General features: G+C 71.2%; 17 protein-coding genes. 9 read left to right on the top strand and 8 right to left on the bottom strand.

Annotated elements, in window-relative coordinates; translation table 11 throughout:
* Positions 1-3: 3 nt before the first annotated feature.
* The 6 genes from ABGB14_RS05310 (at position 4) to ABGB14_RS05335 (ending at position 7803) form a co-directional block, all read left to right on the top strand.
* On the top strand, positions 4-1455 hold the full coding sequence (locus tag ABGB14_RS05310; RefSeq protein ID WP_347642393.1) for an aldehyde dehydrogenase family protein: 1452 nt from the start codon (positions 4-6) through the stop codon (positions 1453-1455).
* Positions 1456-1459: 4 nt separating this feature from the next.
* Entirely contained in the window at positions 1460-2848 is a 1389-nt protein-coding gene (locus tag ABGB14_RS05315; protein ID WP_347642394.1) for an MFS transporter, read from the top strand.
* Positions 2799-3641, top strand: a complete 843-nt coding sequence (locus ABGB14_RS05320; RefSeq protein WP_347642395.1) for a nitrilase-related carbon-nitrogen hydrolase — start codon at positions 2799-2801, stop codon at positions 3639-3641. Before ABGB14_RS05315 ends, ABGB14_RS05320 begins: the two co-directional genes overlap by 50 nt.
* Positions 3638-5200 (top strand): amidohydrolase, encoded by a 1563-nt coding sequence (locus ABGB14_RS05325; RefSeq protein ID WP_347642396.1) that lies wholly within the window; start codon positions 3638-3640, stop codon positions 5198-5200. Before ABGB14_RS05320 ends, ABGB14_RS05325 begins: the two co-directional genes overlap by 4 nt.
* A 335-nt stretch (positions 5201-5535) precedes the next feature.
* Positions 5536-5796: a hypothetical protein gene (locus ABGB14_RS05330; protein WP_347642397.1), complete on the top strand. Its 261-nt coding sequence runs from the start codon at positions 5536-5538 to the stop codon at positions 5794-5796.
* A gap of 87 nt (positions 5797-5883) precedes the next feature.
* Positions 5884-7803, top strand: a complete 1920-nt coding sequence (locus ABGB14_RS05335) for an APC family permease (protein ID WP_347642398.1) — start codon at positions 5884-5886, stop codon at positions 7801-7803.
* 3 nt (positions 7804-7806) lie between these two features.
* Here ABGB14_RS05335 and ABGB14_RS05340 read toward each other — a convergent pair whose 3' ends face one another.
* From ABGB14_RS05340 to ABGB14_RS05350, 3 genes are all read right to left on the bottom strand, one after another.
* Positions 7807-10182 carry a glycosyl hydrolase family 65 protein gene (locus tag ABGB14_RS05340; protein ID WP_347642399.1) on the bottom strand — a complete coding sequence of 792 codons (2376 nt, stop codon included), beginning with the start codon at positions 10180-10182 and terminating at the stop codon, positions 7807-7809.
* Positions 10179-10928 carry a beta-phosphoglucomutase family hydrolase gene (locus ABGB14_RS05345; protein WP_347642400.1) on the bottom strand — a complete coding sequence of 250 codons (750 nt, stop codon included), beginning with the start codon at positions 10926-10928 and terminating at the stop codon, positions 10179-10181. Before ABGB14_RS05345 ends, ABGB14_RS05340 begins: the two co-directional genes overlap by 4 nt.
* Before the next feature lie 141 nt (positions 10929-11069).
* On the bottom strand, positions 11070-12122 hold the full coding sequence (locus tag ABGB14_RS05350) for a protein kinase family protein (protein WP_347642401.1): 1053 nt from the start codon (positions 12120-12122) through the stop codon (positions 11070-11072).
* Positions 12123-12328: 206 nt separating this feature from the next.
* Here ABGB14_RS05350 and ABGB14_RS05355 point away from each other — a divergent pair, with 206 nt between their 5' ends.
* The gene (locus ABGB14_RS05355) at positions 12329-13060 is read left to right on the top strand and encodes an alpha/beta hydrolase (protein ID WP_347642402.1); all 732 of its coding nucleotides are present in this window, start codon (positions 12329-12331) and stop codon (positions 13058-13060) included.
* 141 nt (positions 13061-13201) lie between these two features.
* Here ABGB14_RS05355 and ABGB14_RS05360 read toward each other — a convergent pair whose 3' ends face one another.
* Positions 13202-13675: a MarR family transcriptional regulator gene (locus tag ABGB14_RS05360; RefSeq protein WP_347642403.1), complete on the bottom strand. Its 474-nt coding sequence runs from the start codon at positions 13673-13675 to the stop codon at positions 13202-13204.
* A gap of 111 nt (positions 13676-13786) precedes the next feature.
* On the opposite strand from ABGB14_RS05360, the gene ABGB14_RS05365 reads away from it, so the two are divergent.
* Both ABGB14_RS05365 and ABGB14_RS05370 read left to right on the top strand, forming a co-directional pair.
* Entirely contained in the window at positions 13787-14869 is a 1083-nt protein-coding gene (locus ABGB14_RS05365; RefSeq protein WP_347642404.1) for an epoxide hydrolase family protein, read from the top strand.
* 39 nt (positions 14870-14908) lie between these two features.
* A complete protein-coding gene (locus tag ABGB14_RS05370) occupies positions 14909-15343 on the top strand; it encodes a nuclear transport factor 2 family protein (protein ID WP_347642405.1) in 435 nt (144 codons plus the stop codon).
* A 100-nt stretch (positions 15344-15443) separates the two neighbouring features.
* Here ABGB14_RS05370 and ABGB14_RS05375 read toward each other — a convergent pair whose 3' ends face one another.
* The 4 genes from ABGB14_RS05375 to ABGB14_RS05390 form a co-directional block, all read right to left on the bottom strand.
* Positions 15444-15662, bottom strand: a complete 219-nt coding sequence (locus tag ABGB14_RS05375; protein ID WP_347642406.1) for a hypothetical protein — start codon at positions 15660-15662, stop codon at positions 15444-15446.
* Complete coding sequence (locus ABGB14_RS05380; protein WP_347642407.1) at positions 15659-15802, bottom strand: hypothetical protein; 144 nt, start codon at positions 15800-15802, stop codon at positions 15659-15661. The genes ABGB14_RS05375 and ABGB14_RS05380 overlap by 4 nt, the downstream gene beginning before the upstream one ends.
* Positions 15799-16524, bottom strand: coding sequence for a glycerophosphodiester phosphodiesterase family protein (locus ABGB14_RS05385; protein WP_347642408.1), 726 nt, complete (start codon positions 16522-16524; stop codon positions 15799-15801). The genes ABGB14_RS05380 and ABGB14_RS05385 overlap by 4 nt, the downstream gene beginning before the upstream one ends.
* A gap of 86 nt (positions 16525-16610) precedes the next feature.
* The gene (locus ABGB14_RS05390) at positions 16611-17948 is read right to left on the bottom strand and encodes an ABC transporter substrate-binding protein (RefSeq protein WP_347642409.1); all 1338 of its coding nucleotides are present in this window, start codon (positions 17946-17948) and stop codon (positions 16611-16613) included.
* Between the last annotated feature and the right edge of the window lie 36 nt (positions 17949-17984).

The raw sequence follows: 17984 nt of genomic DNA on the forward strand, positions 1-17984 counted from the left end.
CACGTGTCCGAGCGACCGATGCTGATCGACGGCGAGTGGGTCACGGCAGGCGACGGCCGGTGGATCGAGGTGGAGAGCCCCGGTGACCGCACCACGGTCGCCCGCGTGCCACGCGGCGACGCCGCCGACGTCGGGCGCGCGGTCGACGCGGCCGCCCGCGCCCTCCCCGCCTGGCGGGTGCGCCCGCCGCGCGAACGGGCCGATCTCTTCCGCCGCGTGGCCGACAGCCTCGAACCGGAGGTGGAGAAGCTCGCCCGGCTGGTCTCGCTGGAGAACGGCAACGCGCTGCGCACCCAGTCACGCGGCGAGGCCCGGTTCGTCGTCGACTGCTTCCGCTATTTCGGCGGTCTGGCCGGCGAGGCCAAGGGGGAGACGATCCCGCTCAGCGACGCCGTACTCGACTACACCAGGCGCGAGCCGCTCGGCGTGGTCGGCGCGATCGTCCCGTGGAACGCCCCGCTGATGCTCTCCGCCCTGAAGATCGCCCCCGCGCTGGCCACCGGCAACACGCTGGTGCTCAAGGTCGCCGAGGACGCCCCGCTCGCGGTGCTGGAAGTGGCCAGGATCTGCCAGGAGTTCCTGCCGGCCGGCGTGCTCAACGTCGTGACCGGCTACGGCGAGGAGGCGGGCGCGGCGCTGACCGCGCATCCCGGCGTCGCCAAGCTCAGCTTCACCGGCTCGACCTCCGTGGGCAGGCAGGTGATGCGCGCCGGAGCCGACCGCGTCGCCCCGGTCTCGCTCGAACTCGGCGGAAAGAGCCCGCAACTGGTCTTCCCCGACGCCGACGAGGACTGGGTGGTCGACGGCGTGATCGCGGGCATGCGCTTCTTCCGCCAGGGCCAGTCCTGCACGGCGGGCTCCCGGCTGTTCGTCCACGAGACGGTCTTCGACTCGTTCGTCGGCAAGCTCACCACCCGGCTGGGCTCGCTCACGGTGGGCGACCCGCTCGACGAGTCCACCGACATCGGCGCGATCGTCAACGCCGGACAGTTCGACAAGGTCTGCGGCTACATCCGCGACGGCATGGATCAGCGGGGGGCGCGGATCGCCCTGGGCGGCCTGCCCCCGGAGCACGGCCCGCTGTCCAAGGGCTACTTCGTGGAGCCCACGGTCTTCACCGGCGTCGCCAACGACTGGCGGATCGCGCAGGAGGAGATCTTCGGACCGGTCGTGTGCGCGATCCCGTGGCGCGAGGAGTCCGAGGTGATCGCGATGGCCAACGACACGCCGTACGGGCTGGCCGCGTTCGTCTGGACGCACGACGTGAGCAGGGCGCTGCGCACCGCGCACGCGCTGGAGGCCGGGTGGGTGCAGGTCAACCAGGGGGGCGGGCAGGTCCTCGGGCAGTCCTACGGGGGTTTCAAACAGAGCGGAATCGGTCGCGAGTTCTCCCTCGAGGGGATGCTCGACAGTTACACCCAGCGCAAACACATATCCGTGAGCTTGCAGAGGTGACCACATGTCCTCCACCTCCAACCCGCCTGCCGTGCCTCCGGTGCGGGTGGCGTTCGCCAGTTTCGTCGGCACCACCATCGAGTGGTACGACTACATCCTCTTCGGCACGGCCTCGGTGCTCGTGCTCAACGGGCAGTTCTTCCCCACGCTGAGCCCGGCGGCCGGCACGCTCGCCTCGCTGGCCACGTTCTCGATCGCGTTCGTCGCCCGGCCGCTCGGCAGCGTGCTGTTCGGCCACTTCGGCGACCGGATGAGCCGCAAGAAGATGCTCATCTGGTCGCTGCTGGGCATGGGGATCGCCACGGTCCTGGTCGGCCTGCTGCCGAACTACGACACGATCGGGATCGCCGCGCCGCTCATCCTGGTCATCCTGCGGATCGTGCAGGGTGTGGCCGTCGGCGGCGAGTGGGGAGGCGCCGCGCTGATGGCGCTCGAACACGCGCCGCGACGCAAGCGGGCCTTCTTCGCGAGCTGGCCGCAGGCCGGGGTGCCCGCCGGGCTGCTGCTCGCGAACGGCGCGTTCTTCCTCGTGCAGAGCATGCCGGAGGAGCAGTTCCAGTCCTGGGGCTGGCGGCTGCCGTTCCTCGCGTCCGCAGCGATGATCGCGGTCGGCTTCTACGTCAGGAGCAAGGTCAGCGAGTCGCCGGAGTTCACCGAGATGCGGGCGGCGGAGGCTCGGCGCAAGCGGCAGCGCCGGGTGCCGCTGCTCGAGGTGCTGCGCGAGCACAAGCGGGCGGTGCTGATCGGCACCCTGTCCGTCGGCGTCGGCAACACCGTCTTCTACCTGTCCACCGTCTTCATGCTCGCGCACGGGCCGCAGGACCTCGGCTTCGACCGTGGCCAGATCCTCCTGATGCTCATGCTGGCCGCGGCGCTGGACATCGTCTCGCTGCCGCTGGTCGCGATGCTGGGCGACCGGATCGGGCGCAAGCGGCTGATGCAACTCGGCGCGGTGATCGGGATCGTCATCGGGGTGCCGATGTTCGCGCTGTTCGCCACGGGCACCGCCTGGGGCATCCTGCTGGCCACGGTGCTCGCCCTGCCGATCGGCCACGCCTTCTCCAGCGCGGTGCTGACGAGCTTCATCCCCGGGCTGTTCCAGACCCGGGTGCGTTACACGGGCGCCGGACTGTCCTACCAGCTGAGCGGCATCGTCGCATCGGCGCCCGCGCCGTTCCTCGCGACCTGGCTCTTCGAGTCGACGGGAAACAGCCTCGCCGTCGGCGCATACCTGTCGGTGGTGGCGGTGATCACCCTGGTGGCGGTCTCCGCCGCGCCGGCGAAGCCACTCGACGGGGAGAACATCGAGAACCGTGAAGTCACAGACGAAGGGAGCCGTCACGATGAGCAGGGTCGTCCGGGCAGCGCTGTACCAGACGCGGTGGACAGGTGATCGGGAGAGCATGATCCGGGAGCACGAGGACGCCGCGCGCCGCGCCGCCGAGCGGGGTGCCAAGGTGATCTGCTTCCAGGAACTGTTCTACGGCCCGTTCTTCTGCCAGGTGACGGACCAACGGTTCTACGACTGGGCGGAGGCCGTGCCCGGCGGGCCGACGGTGGAGCGTTTCCGCGCGCTGGCGGCGGAGCTCGGCCTGGTCATGGTGCTCCCGGTGTACGAGGAGGAGCAGCCGGGGGTGCTCTACAACACCGCCGCGGCGATCGACGCCGACGGTTCCTTCGCCGGGAAATACCGCAAGAGCCACATCCCGAACCTGCCGGGCTTCTGGGAGAAGTTCTACTTCCGGCCGGGGAATCTCGGTTACCCGGTGTTCGACACCGCGGTCGGCCGCATCGGCGTCTACATCTGCTACGACCGGCACTTCCCCGAGGGCTGGCGGGCGCTCGGGCTGGGCGGCGCGGAGATCGTGTTCAACCCGTCGGCGACGCATCGCGGGCTGTCGCGATACCTCTGGCAGCTGGAGCAGCCGGCCGCGGCCGTGGCCAACGCCTACTTCGTGGGCGCGATCAACCGGGTCGGCGTCGAGGAGTACGGTGACAACGACTTCTACGGCACCTCCTACTTCGTCGGCCCGGAGGGCAAGGTCATCGGCGACACGGCGAGCGACACCGACCCCGACCTCGTCGTCCAGGACCTCGACCTGGACGAGATCAGGCGGATCAGGGATCGCTGGGCCTTCTACCGCGACCGCAGGCCCGAGTCCTACGGCGCCGTGGTGGCGCCGTGAAGCTGTTCACGGCGCGGCGGATCCTGGCCCTGGACGGCACCGAGCCCGAGGCGTTCGCAGTCGAGGACGGCGTCGTGGTCGCGACGGGGACGCGGGCCGGCCTGACCCGGCGGCATCCGCACGCGGAACGGGTCGACCTCGACGGCGCGCTGGTGGTGCCCGGGTTCAACGACGCGCACTGCCACGTCTCGCAGGCCGCGCTCGCCAGGGTCCGCGTCGACCTGGCCGGCGCGGCCGGCGCCGCCGAGGTCGCCGCCGCCCTGCGGGCCAGGGCCGCACGGACGCCGCCCGGCGAGTGGGTCGTCGGGCAGCCGCTGGACGATCGCCTCATCCCCGGCGTCGACCGCGACTTCCTCGACGCCGTCTCGCCCGATCACCCCGTCGTGCTGATCCACTACTCCTTCCACCGGGCGGTGGTGAACAGCAGGGCGCTCGAACTGCTGGGCTACCGCACCGCCGCGGACGCGCCGGACGGCGGGCAACTCATGACCGACGCCGCCGGCCGGCTCGACGGCCGGCTGATCGAGCGCGCCTGGCTCGACCCGTGGCTGCCAGGACCGCGGCGCGACACCATCGCGCCCGCCGGCGAACTCGCCGCGCAGGTGGCCGCGCTGGCGGAGGTGAACGACGGGCTGCACAGGGCCGGGATCACCTCCTACTGCGACGCGATCGTCACCCCGGTGGAGCAGCGGATGTACACCGCGGCACGCGACCGTGGCGCGCTCACGCCGCGGGTGAGCATGCTGCTGTGGCACGCCTACTTCGACCCGGCGACCTGGCCCGGCCAGGACGCCGACCAGCGGCTGCAGCTGAGCGGCGTGAAGCTGATGTACGACGGCGCGCTGACCGGCGGCACCTGCCTGTGCCGCCACCCCTACCCGAGCGGCACGGGCACGGACAACGGCCTGCAGATCCTCACCGACGAGGAGTTCGCCGGCCGGGTGCGCGCCGTCGCGTCCGCGGGAGCGCGGATCGCGGTGCACGCCAACGGCGACCTGGCGATCAGCAAGCTGCTCGACGTCTTCGCATCGCTGCCCGCCACCGGGGCCGGCCATCGCGTCGAGCACTGCAGCATCGTGGACGACGAGATCATCGCCAGGCTGGTCACGCTCGGCGTCACGCCGGTGCCGTTCTCCGCCTTCGCCCATCTGTACGGCGAGGCGCTCACCGGCTTCTACGGCCAGGAGCGGGCCGGCCGGATCTGCGCGCACCGGTCGATGCTGGACGCCGGGCTGGAGGTCGCCGGCTCGTCCGACTACCCCATCGTGCCCATCGACCCGCTCCTCGGCGTGCAGAGCATGGTCACCCGCAGGTCGGCCGCGGGCCTGGACTTCGGCCCCGCCCAGCGGCTCGGCGTGATCGAGGCGCTCGGCGTCTACACGCACGGCTCGGCGCACGCCACCGGCGACGGGCGCCGGAGGGGCCGGCTCTCTCCCGGCCAGGTGGCCGACTTCGTTGTCCTCGACGCCGACCTGACCGCCGTCGAGCCCGACGAGATCGCGGCCACCCGGGTGCGCTCGACCTGGGTGGGCGGCGAGCGGGTGTGGGCCTCCGGATGACCACGGCCGCGGGCGCGCCGACGTTCGAGCGCGTCCGCCGCCGGGTCCGGCCGGCGCCCCTCGGATCTGGGCGCGGCCAACCACGAGCCGCAGGCGCGGTCAACACCGCCGCAACCGAACGTCCCCCCGGCGGTGAGACAGCGGCGCGCTGATCGACATCGCCATGAACCTCGTCCGGGCCTGGCCGCCGTGACCCCGTGCTGTCTGCTGGGCCGGTCGATCTGAAGAATGCCGCGATCAGAGAATCTCTCGACCGTCATACGACTTTCTCCGGACAGAACTGCGGGAACGACGTCGATGGTTCAAGCCGCGAAGGACAGAAGGAGTGGACGGGCATGCGCGAAAAGGTCTCGGGCATGCCTCTCGGCACCCTCGGAGGTGTCAGCCAGGTCGACCCCCGGTCCGGCTACCGGACGGACGATCACGAACAGGGTGCTTACGTCGGCGCTGGACCCGCTGCTGACGGCACCCGCGGCACCACCCGCGCACCCGGCCCGCTGAACATCGGCCGCAAGGTCAGCCCGTCGAGGCAGCTGTGGGATCTCGCCCGGCGGCTGATCGTGGGACATCCCGCGCCCGGCCGGCGCAAACCCTGAGCAGGACGGTTCCCGGGGCCGGACACAGCGAGATCTCCGCGCGGGTGGGCCGCCGGACAGCCGATGGGGCTGACGAAGGGACGCTCGGTGACCAATCGCGAACCGGATGCCGACGACGCCCCGGCAGCCCGCCCCCGGCGGCAGGCGAGCCTGTCGGCGGACCGCGCCGTCGCCACCACGGGCGCGCTCCTGTCAACGAAGCGGGCGCCCAAGGTCCAGCTCCGGCACGGTGAGGGCGCCAAGAGCCACCTGACCAGCCTCCAAGGGCTGGTGGCGCTCTCCCTCGACGCTCTGAGTTCCGTCGCCTACGGTCCGGAGGCGATCGCCCTCGTCCTCGTCGCCGCGGGAAGCGCCGCGGTCGGCCACACGCTGCCGATCACGCTGGCCATCGCCGCGCTGCTCGTCCTGCTGGTGACCTCCTACTGCCAGGTGATCGCCGCCTTCCCCGACGGCGGCGGCTCCTACGCGGTGGCCAAGCGTAGTTTCGGCCCGATGGTGAGCCTGCTGGCCGCCGCCGCGCTGGTCGTGGACTACGTGCTCACCGTCGCGGTGAGCCTGGCGGCCGGCGCCGCGAGCCTCGCCTCCGCCTTCCCCGTCCTCCGTCCGCATCTCCTGGGGACCTGCCTGGTGGGGCTGGCCGTGCTCACCGCGCTGAACCTGTACGGCATAGCCGACAGCGCCCGCTGGCTCATGGCGCCGACCCTGCTGTTCATCGCGAGCATCTTCGGCATGGTCGTCATAGGACTGGCGCGCTCCCACCCGGCGGCGATCGTCGGCACCCCCGAGCCCCTGCCCGCGCACGAGGCGCTCAGCGTGCTGCTGATCCTGAAGGCGTTCTCCTCGGGCTGCTCGGCGCTGACCGGCGTGGAGGCCATCGCCAACGGGGTGCCGATGTTCCGCCGGCCGCGGGTGCGCCGGGCCCAGCGGACGGAGCTGATGCTCGGCCTGCTGCTCGGGACGATGCTGATCGGGACGGCGCTGCTCATCCGGCGCGACGACGTCGTGCCGCGTTCGGGCGTCACCATCCTGGCCCAGCTCACCGCGGGCGCCTACGGCACGGGCTGGCTCTACCTCGCGGTCAACATCATCGTCACCCTCGCGCTCGGGCTGGCCGCCAACACCAGCTTCGGCGGCCTGCCGGTGCTGATGGCTCTGCTGGCCAAGGACCACCGGCTCCCGCACCTGTTCACTCTGCGCTCCGAGCGGCCTGTCCACCGCTACGGCGTCGTCGCGGTGGCCGTCCTCGCCGCGCTGCTCCTGATCACGCTGGACGCACAGACCCACCGGCTGATCCCGCTGTTCGCGATCGGAGTGTTCACCGGGTTCACCATCAGCCAGACGGGGCTCGTCCGCTACTGGACGCGGGAACGCCCGCCAGGGTGGGCGCGCAAGGCGCTGCTGAACGGCGCCGGCGCTGTCGCGACGACGGTGGCCACGCTGGTGCTGCTCGTCACGAAGTTCACTGAAGGCGCCTGGGCGGTGCTCGTGGCCGTCCCGCTGCTGATCCTGCTCTTCAGGAGCGTCGAGCGCTACTACGGCCGGATCACGGCCGCGCTCGGGCTCGGCCGGCCGCCGGCGGCGCCGCACCGCCCCGAGCCGGGCAAGCGGCTGGTGATCGTCCCGCTCAGCCCGGCGTCGGCGATCAGCGCCCTGTCCGGACGGACGCTCAGCGCGGCACTGGCCCTCGGCGGGGAGATCGTCGCCGTCGTCGTCTCCGACACCCCCGACGAGCTCGGCGACCTGCGCGCGAAGTGGGAGCGATGGAACCCGCAGGCCCGGCTGAAGATCCTGGACAGTCCCCGTCACGCGGTGGTCCGCCCCGTCGTCGAGTACGTGCGCCGCCAGGAGGCGAGCGGCCGGTGGATCGCGGTGGTGATCCCGCGCATCGAGCCGCCCCATCCCCGCTACCGGCTCCTGCACACGCAGCGTGATCTGCTCCTGGCGGCGTCCCTGCGCGACCACACGAGCGCGATGGTGTGCTTCGTGCCGTTCCGCGTCCGGAGCTGAGCGTCACCCGCCGAAACGGCCGCCGGCGTGGGGACGGCGCGGGAGGGGCTCGCGGCCGGGTGGCTGGCGCACCTCCCGCTCCGGCGCCGGCCGCGGCGGATTGGGCCGGGTGACCTCCTCCTGGCCCAGGTCGAACTGCTCCCCGTGGTGGCTCAGCGCGATCGGCGGCCCTTCCAGGAGCCGGTAGGCCGTCGCCTCCTTCGTGGAGCTGACGCTCACCAGGCTGCCGCGGTAACGCAGCCGGAAGGCGAGCCGGGTGATGCCGGAGGGCAGAGAGGGCGCGAAGCACATCCGTCCCCCGCCCGCGCGCATCCCGCCGAATCCCGCCACCAGGGCGATCCACGCGCCGGCCAGCGACGCCATGTGCACACCGTCCACGGTGTTCTTCTCCAGGTCGGCGAGGTCCATCAGCGCCGCCTCGCCGAGGTAGCGATAGGCGAGCTCGAGATGTCCCACCTCGGCGGCGATAACCGCCTGGGTGCAGGCGGACAGGGACGAGTCGCGCACCGTCAAAGCCTCGTAATAGGCGAAGTTCGCGACCTTCTGGTCAGGCGTGAAGGCATCTCCGCGCAGATGCATCGCGAGCACCACGTCCGCCTGCTTGACCACCTGCCGCCGGTAGAGATCGAAGTAGGGGAAGTGCAGCAGCAGCGGATAACGATCGGGACCGGTGGCGGCGAAGTCCCAGAGCGCGTGCTGCGTGAAGTCCTCGCTCTGCGGATGCACCCCCAACTGCTCGTCCCAGGGGACGGTCATCGCCTCCGCCGCCTCGCGCCAGCGGCGGATCTCCTCCGCCGTGACCTCGAGCCGCTCCGCACGGGCCGGATGGCGGTCCGCCGCCTCGGCGGCCTCGCGCAGGTTCCGCTGGGCCAGCAGGTTCGTGTAGACGTTGTTGTCGACGACGGCGGTGTACTCGTCCGGTCCGGTCACGCCGTCGATGCGAAACCGCCCGGAGACGTCATGGTGGCCCAGGGAGCACCACAGCCGGGCCGTCTCGACGAGCACGTGCAGGCCGGCGTCGCCGTCGAACGTGACGTCCTGGCAGGCGTCGACGTACTGGGCGACCGCGTGCGCGATGTCGGCGTTGACGTGGAAGGCCGCGGTTCCCGCGGGCCAGTAGCCGGAGCATTCCTCGCCGTGGATGGTCCGCCAGGGGAAGGTGGCGCCGCGCAGCCCCAGTTGCTTGGCGCGCGCCCGCGCCAGGGGAATGGTGGACCGCCGCCACGACAGCGCGTCGGCGACGGCTCTCGGATAGGTGTAGGTGAGCACGGGTAGCACGAAGATCTCGGTGTCCCAGAAGGCGTGCCCGTCGTAGCCGGACCCGGTCAGGCCCTTGGCCGGTATGGCGCGCTCCTCCAGACGCGCGGCGGACTGCAGCAGGTGGAACAGCCCGAAACGCACGGCCTGCTGCACCTCGGCGTCGCCCTCCACCTCCACGTCCGCACCGGCCCAGAACCCCTCCAGGAAGCGCCGCTGGCCCGCGCACAGGCCGTCCCAGCCGACCAGGCGGGTGGCCGCCAGCGCCGCGGCCACCTGATCGTGCAGGGCGGGCCGTGACCGCCTGGCCGACCACCCGTAGGAGAAGAACTTGACCAGCCGCAGCGTCCGGCCAGGTGACAGGCGCGTGGCCACGGTCACCCTGCTGACGTCGTCGCTGCCCTGCGCCTCGGTCAGCGTGCCGTCCGGCCCGTCGATCTCGTGCCACATGCCCGCGGCGACCCGCAGCCCGCTGACCCGGGCGCGGTGCACCATGATCGCCAGGCCGTCCCTGTCGACGACGCTCTCCTCCGGGACCAAGGGGGACCGCAGCGGCGCGGCGGCCCGCGGGTCACCGCCCGCGGACGTCTGGGTCTCGTTGGCGACCAGCTCCGACTGGACGACGAGGTGGGTCGGCTGGTCCACGGCCTCGACCTCGTAGCGGATCGCGGCGATCGCGCGATGGGTGAACGACACCAGCCGCGTGGACCTGATCCGCACCGAGGTCCCGGTCGGCGAGCTCCAGTGCGCCGTGCGCGTGAGGGTGCCGGCGCGCAGGTCCAGCACCCGCTCGTGCTGGTGCAACGTCCCGTACCGCAGGTCGAAGGGCTCGTCGCCGACCAGCAGCCGGATCAGCTTGCCGTTGGTGACGTTCACCACTGTCTGCCCCGACTCCGGGTAACCGTAGCCCGCCTCCGCGTACGGCAGCGGCCTCAGCTCGTAGAACCCGTTGAGGTAGGTGCCCGGCTCCCCGTGCGGCTCGCCCTCGTCCAGGTTGCCGCGCAAACCGATGTGCCCGTTGGACAGCGCGAACACCGACTCGCTCTGCGCCAGCACGTCCAGGTCCAGCCGGCGCTCCCGGAGCGTCCATGGCCCGACCTCGAACGCGGGGTGCCGGATCATCTGGCGCCCTGCCCCAGCAGCTCGGCCAGGTCGGTGACCACGACGTCCGCGCCGTGCTGACGCAGCGCCTCGGCCTGCCCCACCCGGTCGACGCCGACGACGAAGCCGAACCCTCCCGCGCGGCCGGCCGCCACTCCCGCCAGTGCGTCCTCGAACACCGCCGCCTCCGCCGGCTTCAGCGCCAGAGCCTCGGCAGCCGCGAGATACATGTCCGGGGCCGGCTTTCCCGCCAGCCGCCGCTCCCGGGCCACGACGCCGTCTATCCGGGCGTCGAACTGCGAGACGAGCCCCGCGGCGGTCAGGACGTGAACGGCGTTGGCGCTCGACGACACCACGGCCCTGCGCAGTCCCCCGTCCCGGACCGCGGCGAGGTAGCGGGAGGAGCCGGGGAAGACATGCACGCCGTCCCGGTCGATGATCGCCTGGACGAGCCGGTTCTTCCGGTTGCTCAGCCCGTTCACGGTCATCGCGTCGGGCGGGTCGTCCGGCGTCCCCTCCGGCAGGCTGATGCCGCGCGCCCGCAGGAAACTCCGCGCCCCGTCCACGCGCTTCTTGCCGTCGACGTAGCGGTCATAGTCGGCGGTCGCGTCGAAGGGCACGAAGGCGGTCCCCGAGATGCGGGCCCATTCCCGCAGGAACTCGTCGAACATCGTCTTCCACGCCGCGGCGTGCACGGTGGCGGTGCGCGTCAGCACGCCGTCCATGTCGAACAGGCACCCGCGAATCCCCTCAGGCAACCCCAGCATTCGTCCCCCTGCGGGAGGCACTACCCGCATGACCTGCGAATACCCGTCGGGCGTCGGACCGGGCGGCGGGAAGGACACCGCCCCCGCGGCGAGTGAGCCGCACCCGAGCGGCGTGCGCGTCCCTCGAGCGGTGGTGACCCTTTACTCGAGCGGCAGGGCGTGCCGTCCGGCAACCTGGCGGATCTCCTCCAGCGGGTACGGCGTCTTCCTGCTCTCGCTCTGCAGGGCGTGGTAGAAGTCGTTCAGCACGGTGGCCAGCGGGCTGTGCCGCGACAGCAGGGCCGCGACCCCGCCGGGCACGCCGGCGGGCCGCTCTCCCGCCGCCCATTCCCGCACCAGCTCGCGACGCCGCGGCCAGTCGGCGCCGTGGAAGGCGCCGGCCAGCCAGTTCACCAAGTACGTCAGCGTGTAGGTGCGGTCGAAGGTGAGGCGCCGGCGACAGAAGGCCCGTTCCTCCTCTGACAGGTCGAACCGGGTGGAGGTGGCCAGCCCGAAGTCGGTCAGGTAGAAGCGGCGCCCGTCGGTGAGGATGTTCCCGAAGTGCGCGTCGAAGTGCAGGAGCCCGCCCGCGTTCATGAAGGTCACTGCTTCACGCAGCCCCTGGTCCGCCAGGGCGCAGGCCCGGTCGGCGTCGCCCGCGCGCACCTGCTCGTCCAGCCACTGGTGCAGGTTGTGGGGAAAGTACTCCAGGAAGAGCGTCAGGCTCGCCGGAGCCCCTGCCAGCGCCTCCAGGCGGCGGCGCACGCCGGGCGCGCCCTCCCAGAAGGTGACCGCCCGATCGATGTCGGCCAGCTCCGCGTACAGCGGGGCGGGCTCGGCGTCGGGCAGCACCCGCCAGTGGTACAGCAGCGGGAAGCCGGGGAACCGGCCGGTCAGCACCCATCCGGTGGTCATCGAGTGCGCGGCCAGCTCGCGCCAGGCGCCGAATCCGGGCGAGCCGATGCCGTACTGGCAGAAGGGCGGCAGCCCGAACAGGTCGGCCGTCGAGTGCGGGTGGCGCAGCTCGGGCTCGGTGACGGGCACACGCTTGACGAAGACCGGGGCGCCGCCGACCTCGAGCCGCGCGGACGTCCCGCCGATGCCGGTGCCGAGGGGCACGGCCTCGCGCTCCAGCAGCTCGGCCAGCTCCCGGTCGTCGTAGCGGGCCAGGGCCGCGGAAACGGCGCGGTGCGTGGTCACTCGCGTCTCCGTCACCGTGATCACTCTACTGGCCGATGACGGCCGCCCTCGCCTGGCGGCCGCCCCGCCGCACCGCTCGGCGAGCTGGCTGACCTCTCGGCGGTCCCGAGCCGCGCCGTCCCGGCGACCGGTGCCGGCAGGTCGCGCACCCGGCGGCCCTTCCAGCGATACTTGTGCCGCCGCCTCGGCGAGCCCCGCGGCAGTGCGGGAGGATGCGGGGCATGTATGTCCATGAGGCCGGTGACGCGCACGCTTCTCCCATCCTGTTACTGCACGGCGGCGGCGTCGCGGGATGGATGTGGCGCCCGACGCTGGAGCGGCTCGGAACGAACGCCCGAGTGATCATTCCCGATCTTCCCGGCCACGGCCGCAGCGCGGCCGAAGCGTATCGATCGCACGAGATGACCGCCCAGGCCCTGGCGGTCGTCCTGGAGGAACGCGCGCCGCACGGCGCGATGGTCGCGGGGTTCTCGTTGGGTGCGCAGCTCACGATCCTGCTCGCCGCAACCCGGCCCGATCTCGTGACGAGTGCCGTCGTCGTGAGCGCGCAGGCGAAGCCTCTTCGCTTCCCCCAGGCGACTCTCGGGCTCCTCGCCGCGACCGCACCGCTCGCACGACGACGGTGGTTCGCGAAGCTCCAGGCGAAGCACCTGTTCATCCCGGACGAGCTCCTGACCGACTACCTTCGCGACAGCGCTCGCACAAGCCGTGAGACTCTGCTCGCCGGCGTCGGCGAGAACATCCGCTTCACCCTCCCCGCCGGCTGGGCCGGCTTCACGAACCCGGCGCTGGTGATGGTGGGCGAGCACGAGCGGAAGCTGATGCACGCCTCCGCACGCGACATCCACGATTCCCTCCCGGGCAGCGAGATGACCTCCGTGCCGGGATGCGGCCATGGCATACCCCTGCAGCGCCCCGACCTGTTCGCCCGGATCCTGGCCGACAGAAGGTGAAGGTCCTGCCCGGCATGGGTGGAGCGAGGAGTTCGGCGGCGGCGCGCAGGTCACCCCGGTAGCCGAGAGCGTGTGACGGGGTCGTGGTGGACCGGCGGCGGGCCTTCGAGGGAATTTCCGGGTGCGCTTCCCCCGTCAGCGTCACAGCTCATCGGGGGTGCCGGTGCGCCGGTCGTGGTAGTCCAGCAGCCTGGACAGCAGCCGGGTCAACCGCTGCCGCTCCTCGAGCGACAGCGGAGCCAGCAGCTCGTCCTGGGTTTCGGCCAGTTGCTTCTCCAGCCGCCGCAGCTGCCGCCTGCCCCCGGTGGTCAGCGAGATGATGTTGCGCCGCCGGTCGGAGGGGTCCGGAGCGCGCTCGACCAGCTCGCGCTCGGCGAGTTCGTTGATCGCCGCGACCATGTCGCTGAGGTGGATGCCGCTACGGCGGCCGAGCGCGGCCTGGCTGGCCGGGCCGAACTCCTCCAGCGTCGCCAGCAGGCGGTAGTGGTAGCCGCGCGCCTGCACCGCCGAGAATCCGTCGCCCACCAGGCGCTGAGCGTGGCCGGCGGTCTGTGTGAGCAGCCAGCTGGGCAGGCTCTCCCACCTGCCAGGCGTCTTCTCGGACGGGTTCTCCACGTGGCAAGTCTAGCGAATCGTTAGAGTCCCGAACGATCGTGGTATCGTTCGGGTAGTAAACGTTTGTATCATGAACGTTTATCCAACGAATGATTCTCTGGAGTTGACAGCATGATCAAGCCGTTCCGCATCGACATCCCCCAGGCCGACCTCGACGACCTGACCGACCGGCTCTCCCGCACCCGCTGGCCCAACGAGGTCGCCGACGCCGGGTCGGACTACGGCTTCCCGCTGGCGCGGCTCAAGGAACTGGCCGAATACTGGAGGGCCGGCTACGACTGGCGCGAGCACGAGGCCGAGCTCAACGAGCTTCCGCATTTCACCACCGAGATCGAGGGCCAGAACATCCACTTCGTCCACGTCCGGTCGTCGAAACCGGACGCGCTCGCGCTGATCCTCACCCACGGCTGGCCCGGTTCCTTCCTGGAGTTCCTCGACGTGATCGAGCCGCTGTCGCGCGACTTCCACCTGGTGATTCCGTCCATCCCGGGTTTCGGCTTCTCCGGGCCGACCCATGAGCGCGGCTGGGACATCGTCCGGGTCGCGCGGGCCTGGGCCGAGCTGATGCGCCGTCTCGGGTACGAGCGCTACGGCGCGCAGGGCGGCGACTTCGGTGCTGGCATCTCGTTGGCGCTCGGCGCGGAGGCCCCCGAGCAGGTGGCCGGGGTACACGTCAACTACCTGCCGACCCGGCCGGTCCCGGACGCCGATCTCGAGCTGTCCGAAACTGATGAGGCCCGGCTGGACAAGGTCAGGCAGCTGATGGCGAACCGTCCGCCGTACCAGGCCCTGCAGGCCCTCACCCCGCAGACCATCGGCTATGCGCTGACCGACTCGCCGGTCGGCCAGCTGGTCTGGATCGCCGAGCGCTTCGCACAGTGGACGGATCCTCGCTCGCCGATCAGTGACGAGCGGATGCTCACCGACATCTCGCTGTACTGGCTGACCGCCACCGCGGCCTCGTCGGCGCGGCTGTCGCGCGAGACCCCGCGGCGGATCGAGCCGTGCCCGGTGCCGGTCGGCGTGGCGGTGTTCCCGCACGACATCACCCAGTCGGTACGACCGCTGGCCGAGCGGCTGTACGACATCAGGCACTGGTCGGAGTTCGAGCGCGGCGGCCACTTCGCCGCGATGGAGGTACCGGACCTGCTCGCCGAGGACATCCGCGACTTCTTCCTCGACCACGTCAGGTGACCCGGACGCCAGCCGGTCCAACCACTCAAGGAGGCCATCATGACCAGCACCGAAACCCTGATCCGCGCACTCGCCGACCGCGCCGAACTCACCGACCTGGTCGCCCGTCACAGCTTGTGGATCGACGAGCGCCGCTACGGCGAGACCGACCGGCTCTTCACCGGGGATGTCGTCGTCGAGTCCCCGCGCGGGAAGGCCCGCGGCATCGAGGAGCTCGTCGAACTCGTGCGCAGGGGCCACGACACGTACGTCCGCACTCTGCACAGCAAGTCCAACCTCGTGATCGAGGTCGACGGCGAGACCGCCACGGTGCGGGCCCACGACATCGCCGTGTTCGTCATCGACGACAAGACCGAGGCCCTGGCGGCCGGGTTCCACCGCTACCGGGCGCGCCGCACCGAGGACGGCTGGCGCTTCGACCGCCTCGTGGTCACCCCCGTCGCACTGACCGAAGCCCTCGACCGGGCCCTCTAGAAGACACCGCAGGCCGCGGGCTCCCGGACACCCAGGAGTTCCGCGGCCATCGCGACGTCCGCGCCGGCGTCGCGCAGCGTTCCGTCCGTGTTCCGTCCGTTCAGCCGATCCGGGCAGCCAGCAGCGAGACCAGCCGATCGACGGTGACGGTTTCCAGCGGAACCACCACGGCACCGTGACCGTCGCCCAGCGCTTCGCCATTCCCGGGCACGGCCACGACCAGGCAGCCCGCGGCGAGCGCCGAAGCGATGCCCGGCCGGGAATCCTCCAGCGCCACACAGTCGCGCGGATCGACGCCCAGCCGTCCGGCCGCCGTCAAGGGAGCGTGCCGCCGAGCTTCTCGGCGAGATCGGCGAGACTGACGTCCCAGAGGGGTTCACTGTCGAACAGCGTGCCGTCCATGTCGAACAGCGCCGCCGCCGGCGGGCCCGCGCCCCGTGCGGCCGTGTCCGTCGTCACCGGAGGGCCTCGGCGAGCCAGCGCTGCGCCGTACGGGGATCGTCGCTGGTCGTCCCGTCCACGCCGAGCTCGAGCCAGTGCCGCAGATCGTCCTCGTCGCGGGTGGGCCAGCCGTGCACCGGGAAGCCCTCGTCGTGCAGCTGCCGGACGACGCCGGCGGTCAGCCCTTCCGCGCCGCTGTGGATCCGGCAGGACCCGGTGTCCTCCATCAGCTTGCGGTAACCGCCCGGGTGGGACTCGGCGGTGGTCCACTTGGACACGATGATGCCCCGCGGGATCTCCGGAAGCTTCTCGGCCACGGTGGCCATCGCCTCGACCGAGAAGCCGGTCAGGATCGTGCGTTCGGCGTAGCCGGGATGGCGGGGGAGGAAGTCGGCCAGACCGTCGATGGCGGCCAGATCCTTGATCTCCAGCTGGACGAACCGCGTCGTCGCCTGGTACATCTGCTCCAGCGTGGGCACCCGCTCACCCCCGCCCACGTCGACCGAGCTGATCTTCGACCAGGTCAGCTCCGCGACGGGGCCCAGATCCCGGCCGGCCGGATCGGCCGCGACCCGGTCCAGGGTGGCGTCGTGCAGCATGAAGAGCTGCCCGTCCGAACTGATCCGTACGTCGGTCTCCAGCTCGTCGACGCCGACCTCTTCCGCCACGCGGTAGGACGCGATGGTGTTCTCGGGTGCTTCGGCCATGGCGCCGCGGTGTCCGACGATGGCAAATGCCACGATCTTCCTTTCTCGCTGTGATCTGTCTTGCCAGTGGGATCTCGTGCCGGCGGCCGGCGGAGCGGCGGCACGAAAGGTTCAGGGGGTCAGGACGCCACCAGCCGCCGATACTTCGGCAGCACCCGCTGGACGGCCGGGGCGAGGTTCCGGTTCGCCTCGCGCAGCGCCTCGCCCGGGTCGGCGTTGGAGGCGTACACCTTCTGCAGCACGATCAGCATGTCGGAGATCGTCTCGTTCACGTACCGGCGCATCACGTCCGCCTGGCGGGCGCGGCTCAGCTGATCCTGGGCGACCTGGTACGCGGGCGTCGCGGCGTTGCGCTCCTTGATCTCCGGTGAGTTGAGCGAGCTGGTGGTCACCGGGAGATAGCCGGTGTTGAGACTCCACTCGGGCGCGCCCTTCTCGGCCAGGTACTTGACCAGCTCCCAGGTCGCCTGCTTGCGCGCCTTGGTCGCGTTGCGCATGATCGCCAGCCCGCTGCCTCCGGTCGGCACGCCGGGCGCGTCCTGCTCGGGCAGGAAGGCCGCGCCGAACTCGAACGTGGCCGCTTTGAGCAGCGAGGTCAGCGCACCGGTGGAGTTGCAGATGGTCGCCGTCACGCCGGCCGCGAAGTCTCCGTTGATGTCGTCGGCCAGGTAGGCCATCTGGTCGTCGTGGATGAACGCCCGGTCGAACTCCAGGGCGGCGACGGTCTGCTCGGAGTCCAGCCTCGACGCCATGCCCTCGGAGTAGCTGCCGTCGAAGGCCCAGCTCGACCCCTGGAAGTACCAGTCGTCCTTGCCGGTGTAGCCGCGCATCTTGATCGGGGAACCGTGGTACTTGAAGCCTTTGAGCTCGCGTCCCCACTCCCGCAGCTCGGTGAACGTCCTCGGCCCGCGGTCGGGCAGCCCGGCGCCGGCGAAGATCTCCTTGTTGTAGTAGAAGAGGGGCGTCGAGCGAGCCCAGGGCAGCCAGTAGACCTGGTCCCGGATGGTGCCCTCGGCCAGGAACCTCGGATGGAACGCGTCCGCGCCGAAGCCGGCGTCGAAGTAGCCGCTCAGCGGTTCCAGCGTCTCGGCGAGGAAGTAGCGGTTCCAGTTCACGTCGCTGAGCGTGACGATGTCGGGAACCTGCCCGACGGCGAAGCTGGCGGCCAGTTTCGAGTCGAGCGCGGGGTATCCGGGAAACAGCTGGATCTCGCAGAAGATGTCCTGCTGTGAGGCGTTGAACCCGTCGATGATCGACTGCAGGACCGCGGCGTTGTGCGAGGTGAACGCACTCCACAGCACGACCCGCCGGCGGCGGGCGAACCGTTCCGGCACCTGGCCGCTCACCTGGGCGTAGTCGCCTTCCATGCGGCCGACGCAGCCGGTCAGCGCCAGACTGGCCACGGCCGCGGTGGCACCGGTCAGGAGCCGGCGCCGGCTGAAACTCGTCCCGGTCACGCTGGGTCCTCTCTGATCGAACCGGATCGCACGCAC

The organism is Nonomuraea sp. B10E15 (assembly GCF_039871615.1).
Taxonomy (GTDB): Bacteria; Actinomycetota; Actinomycetes; order Streptosporangiales; family Streptosporangiaceae; genus Nonomuraea.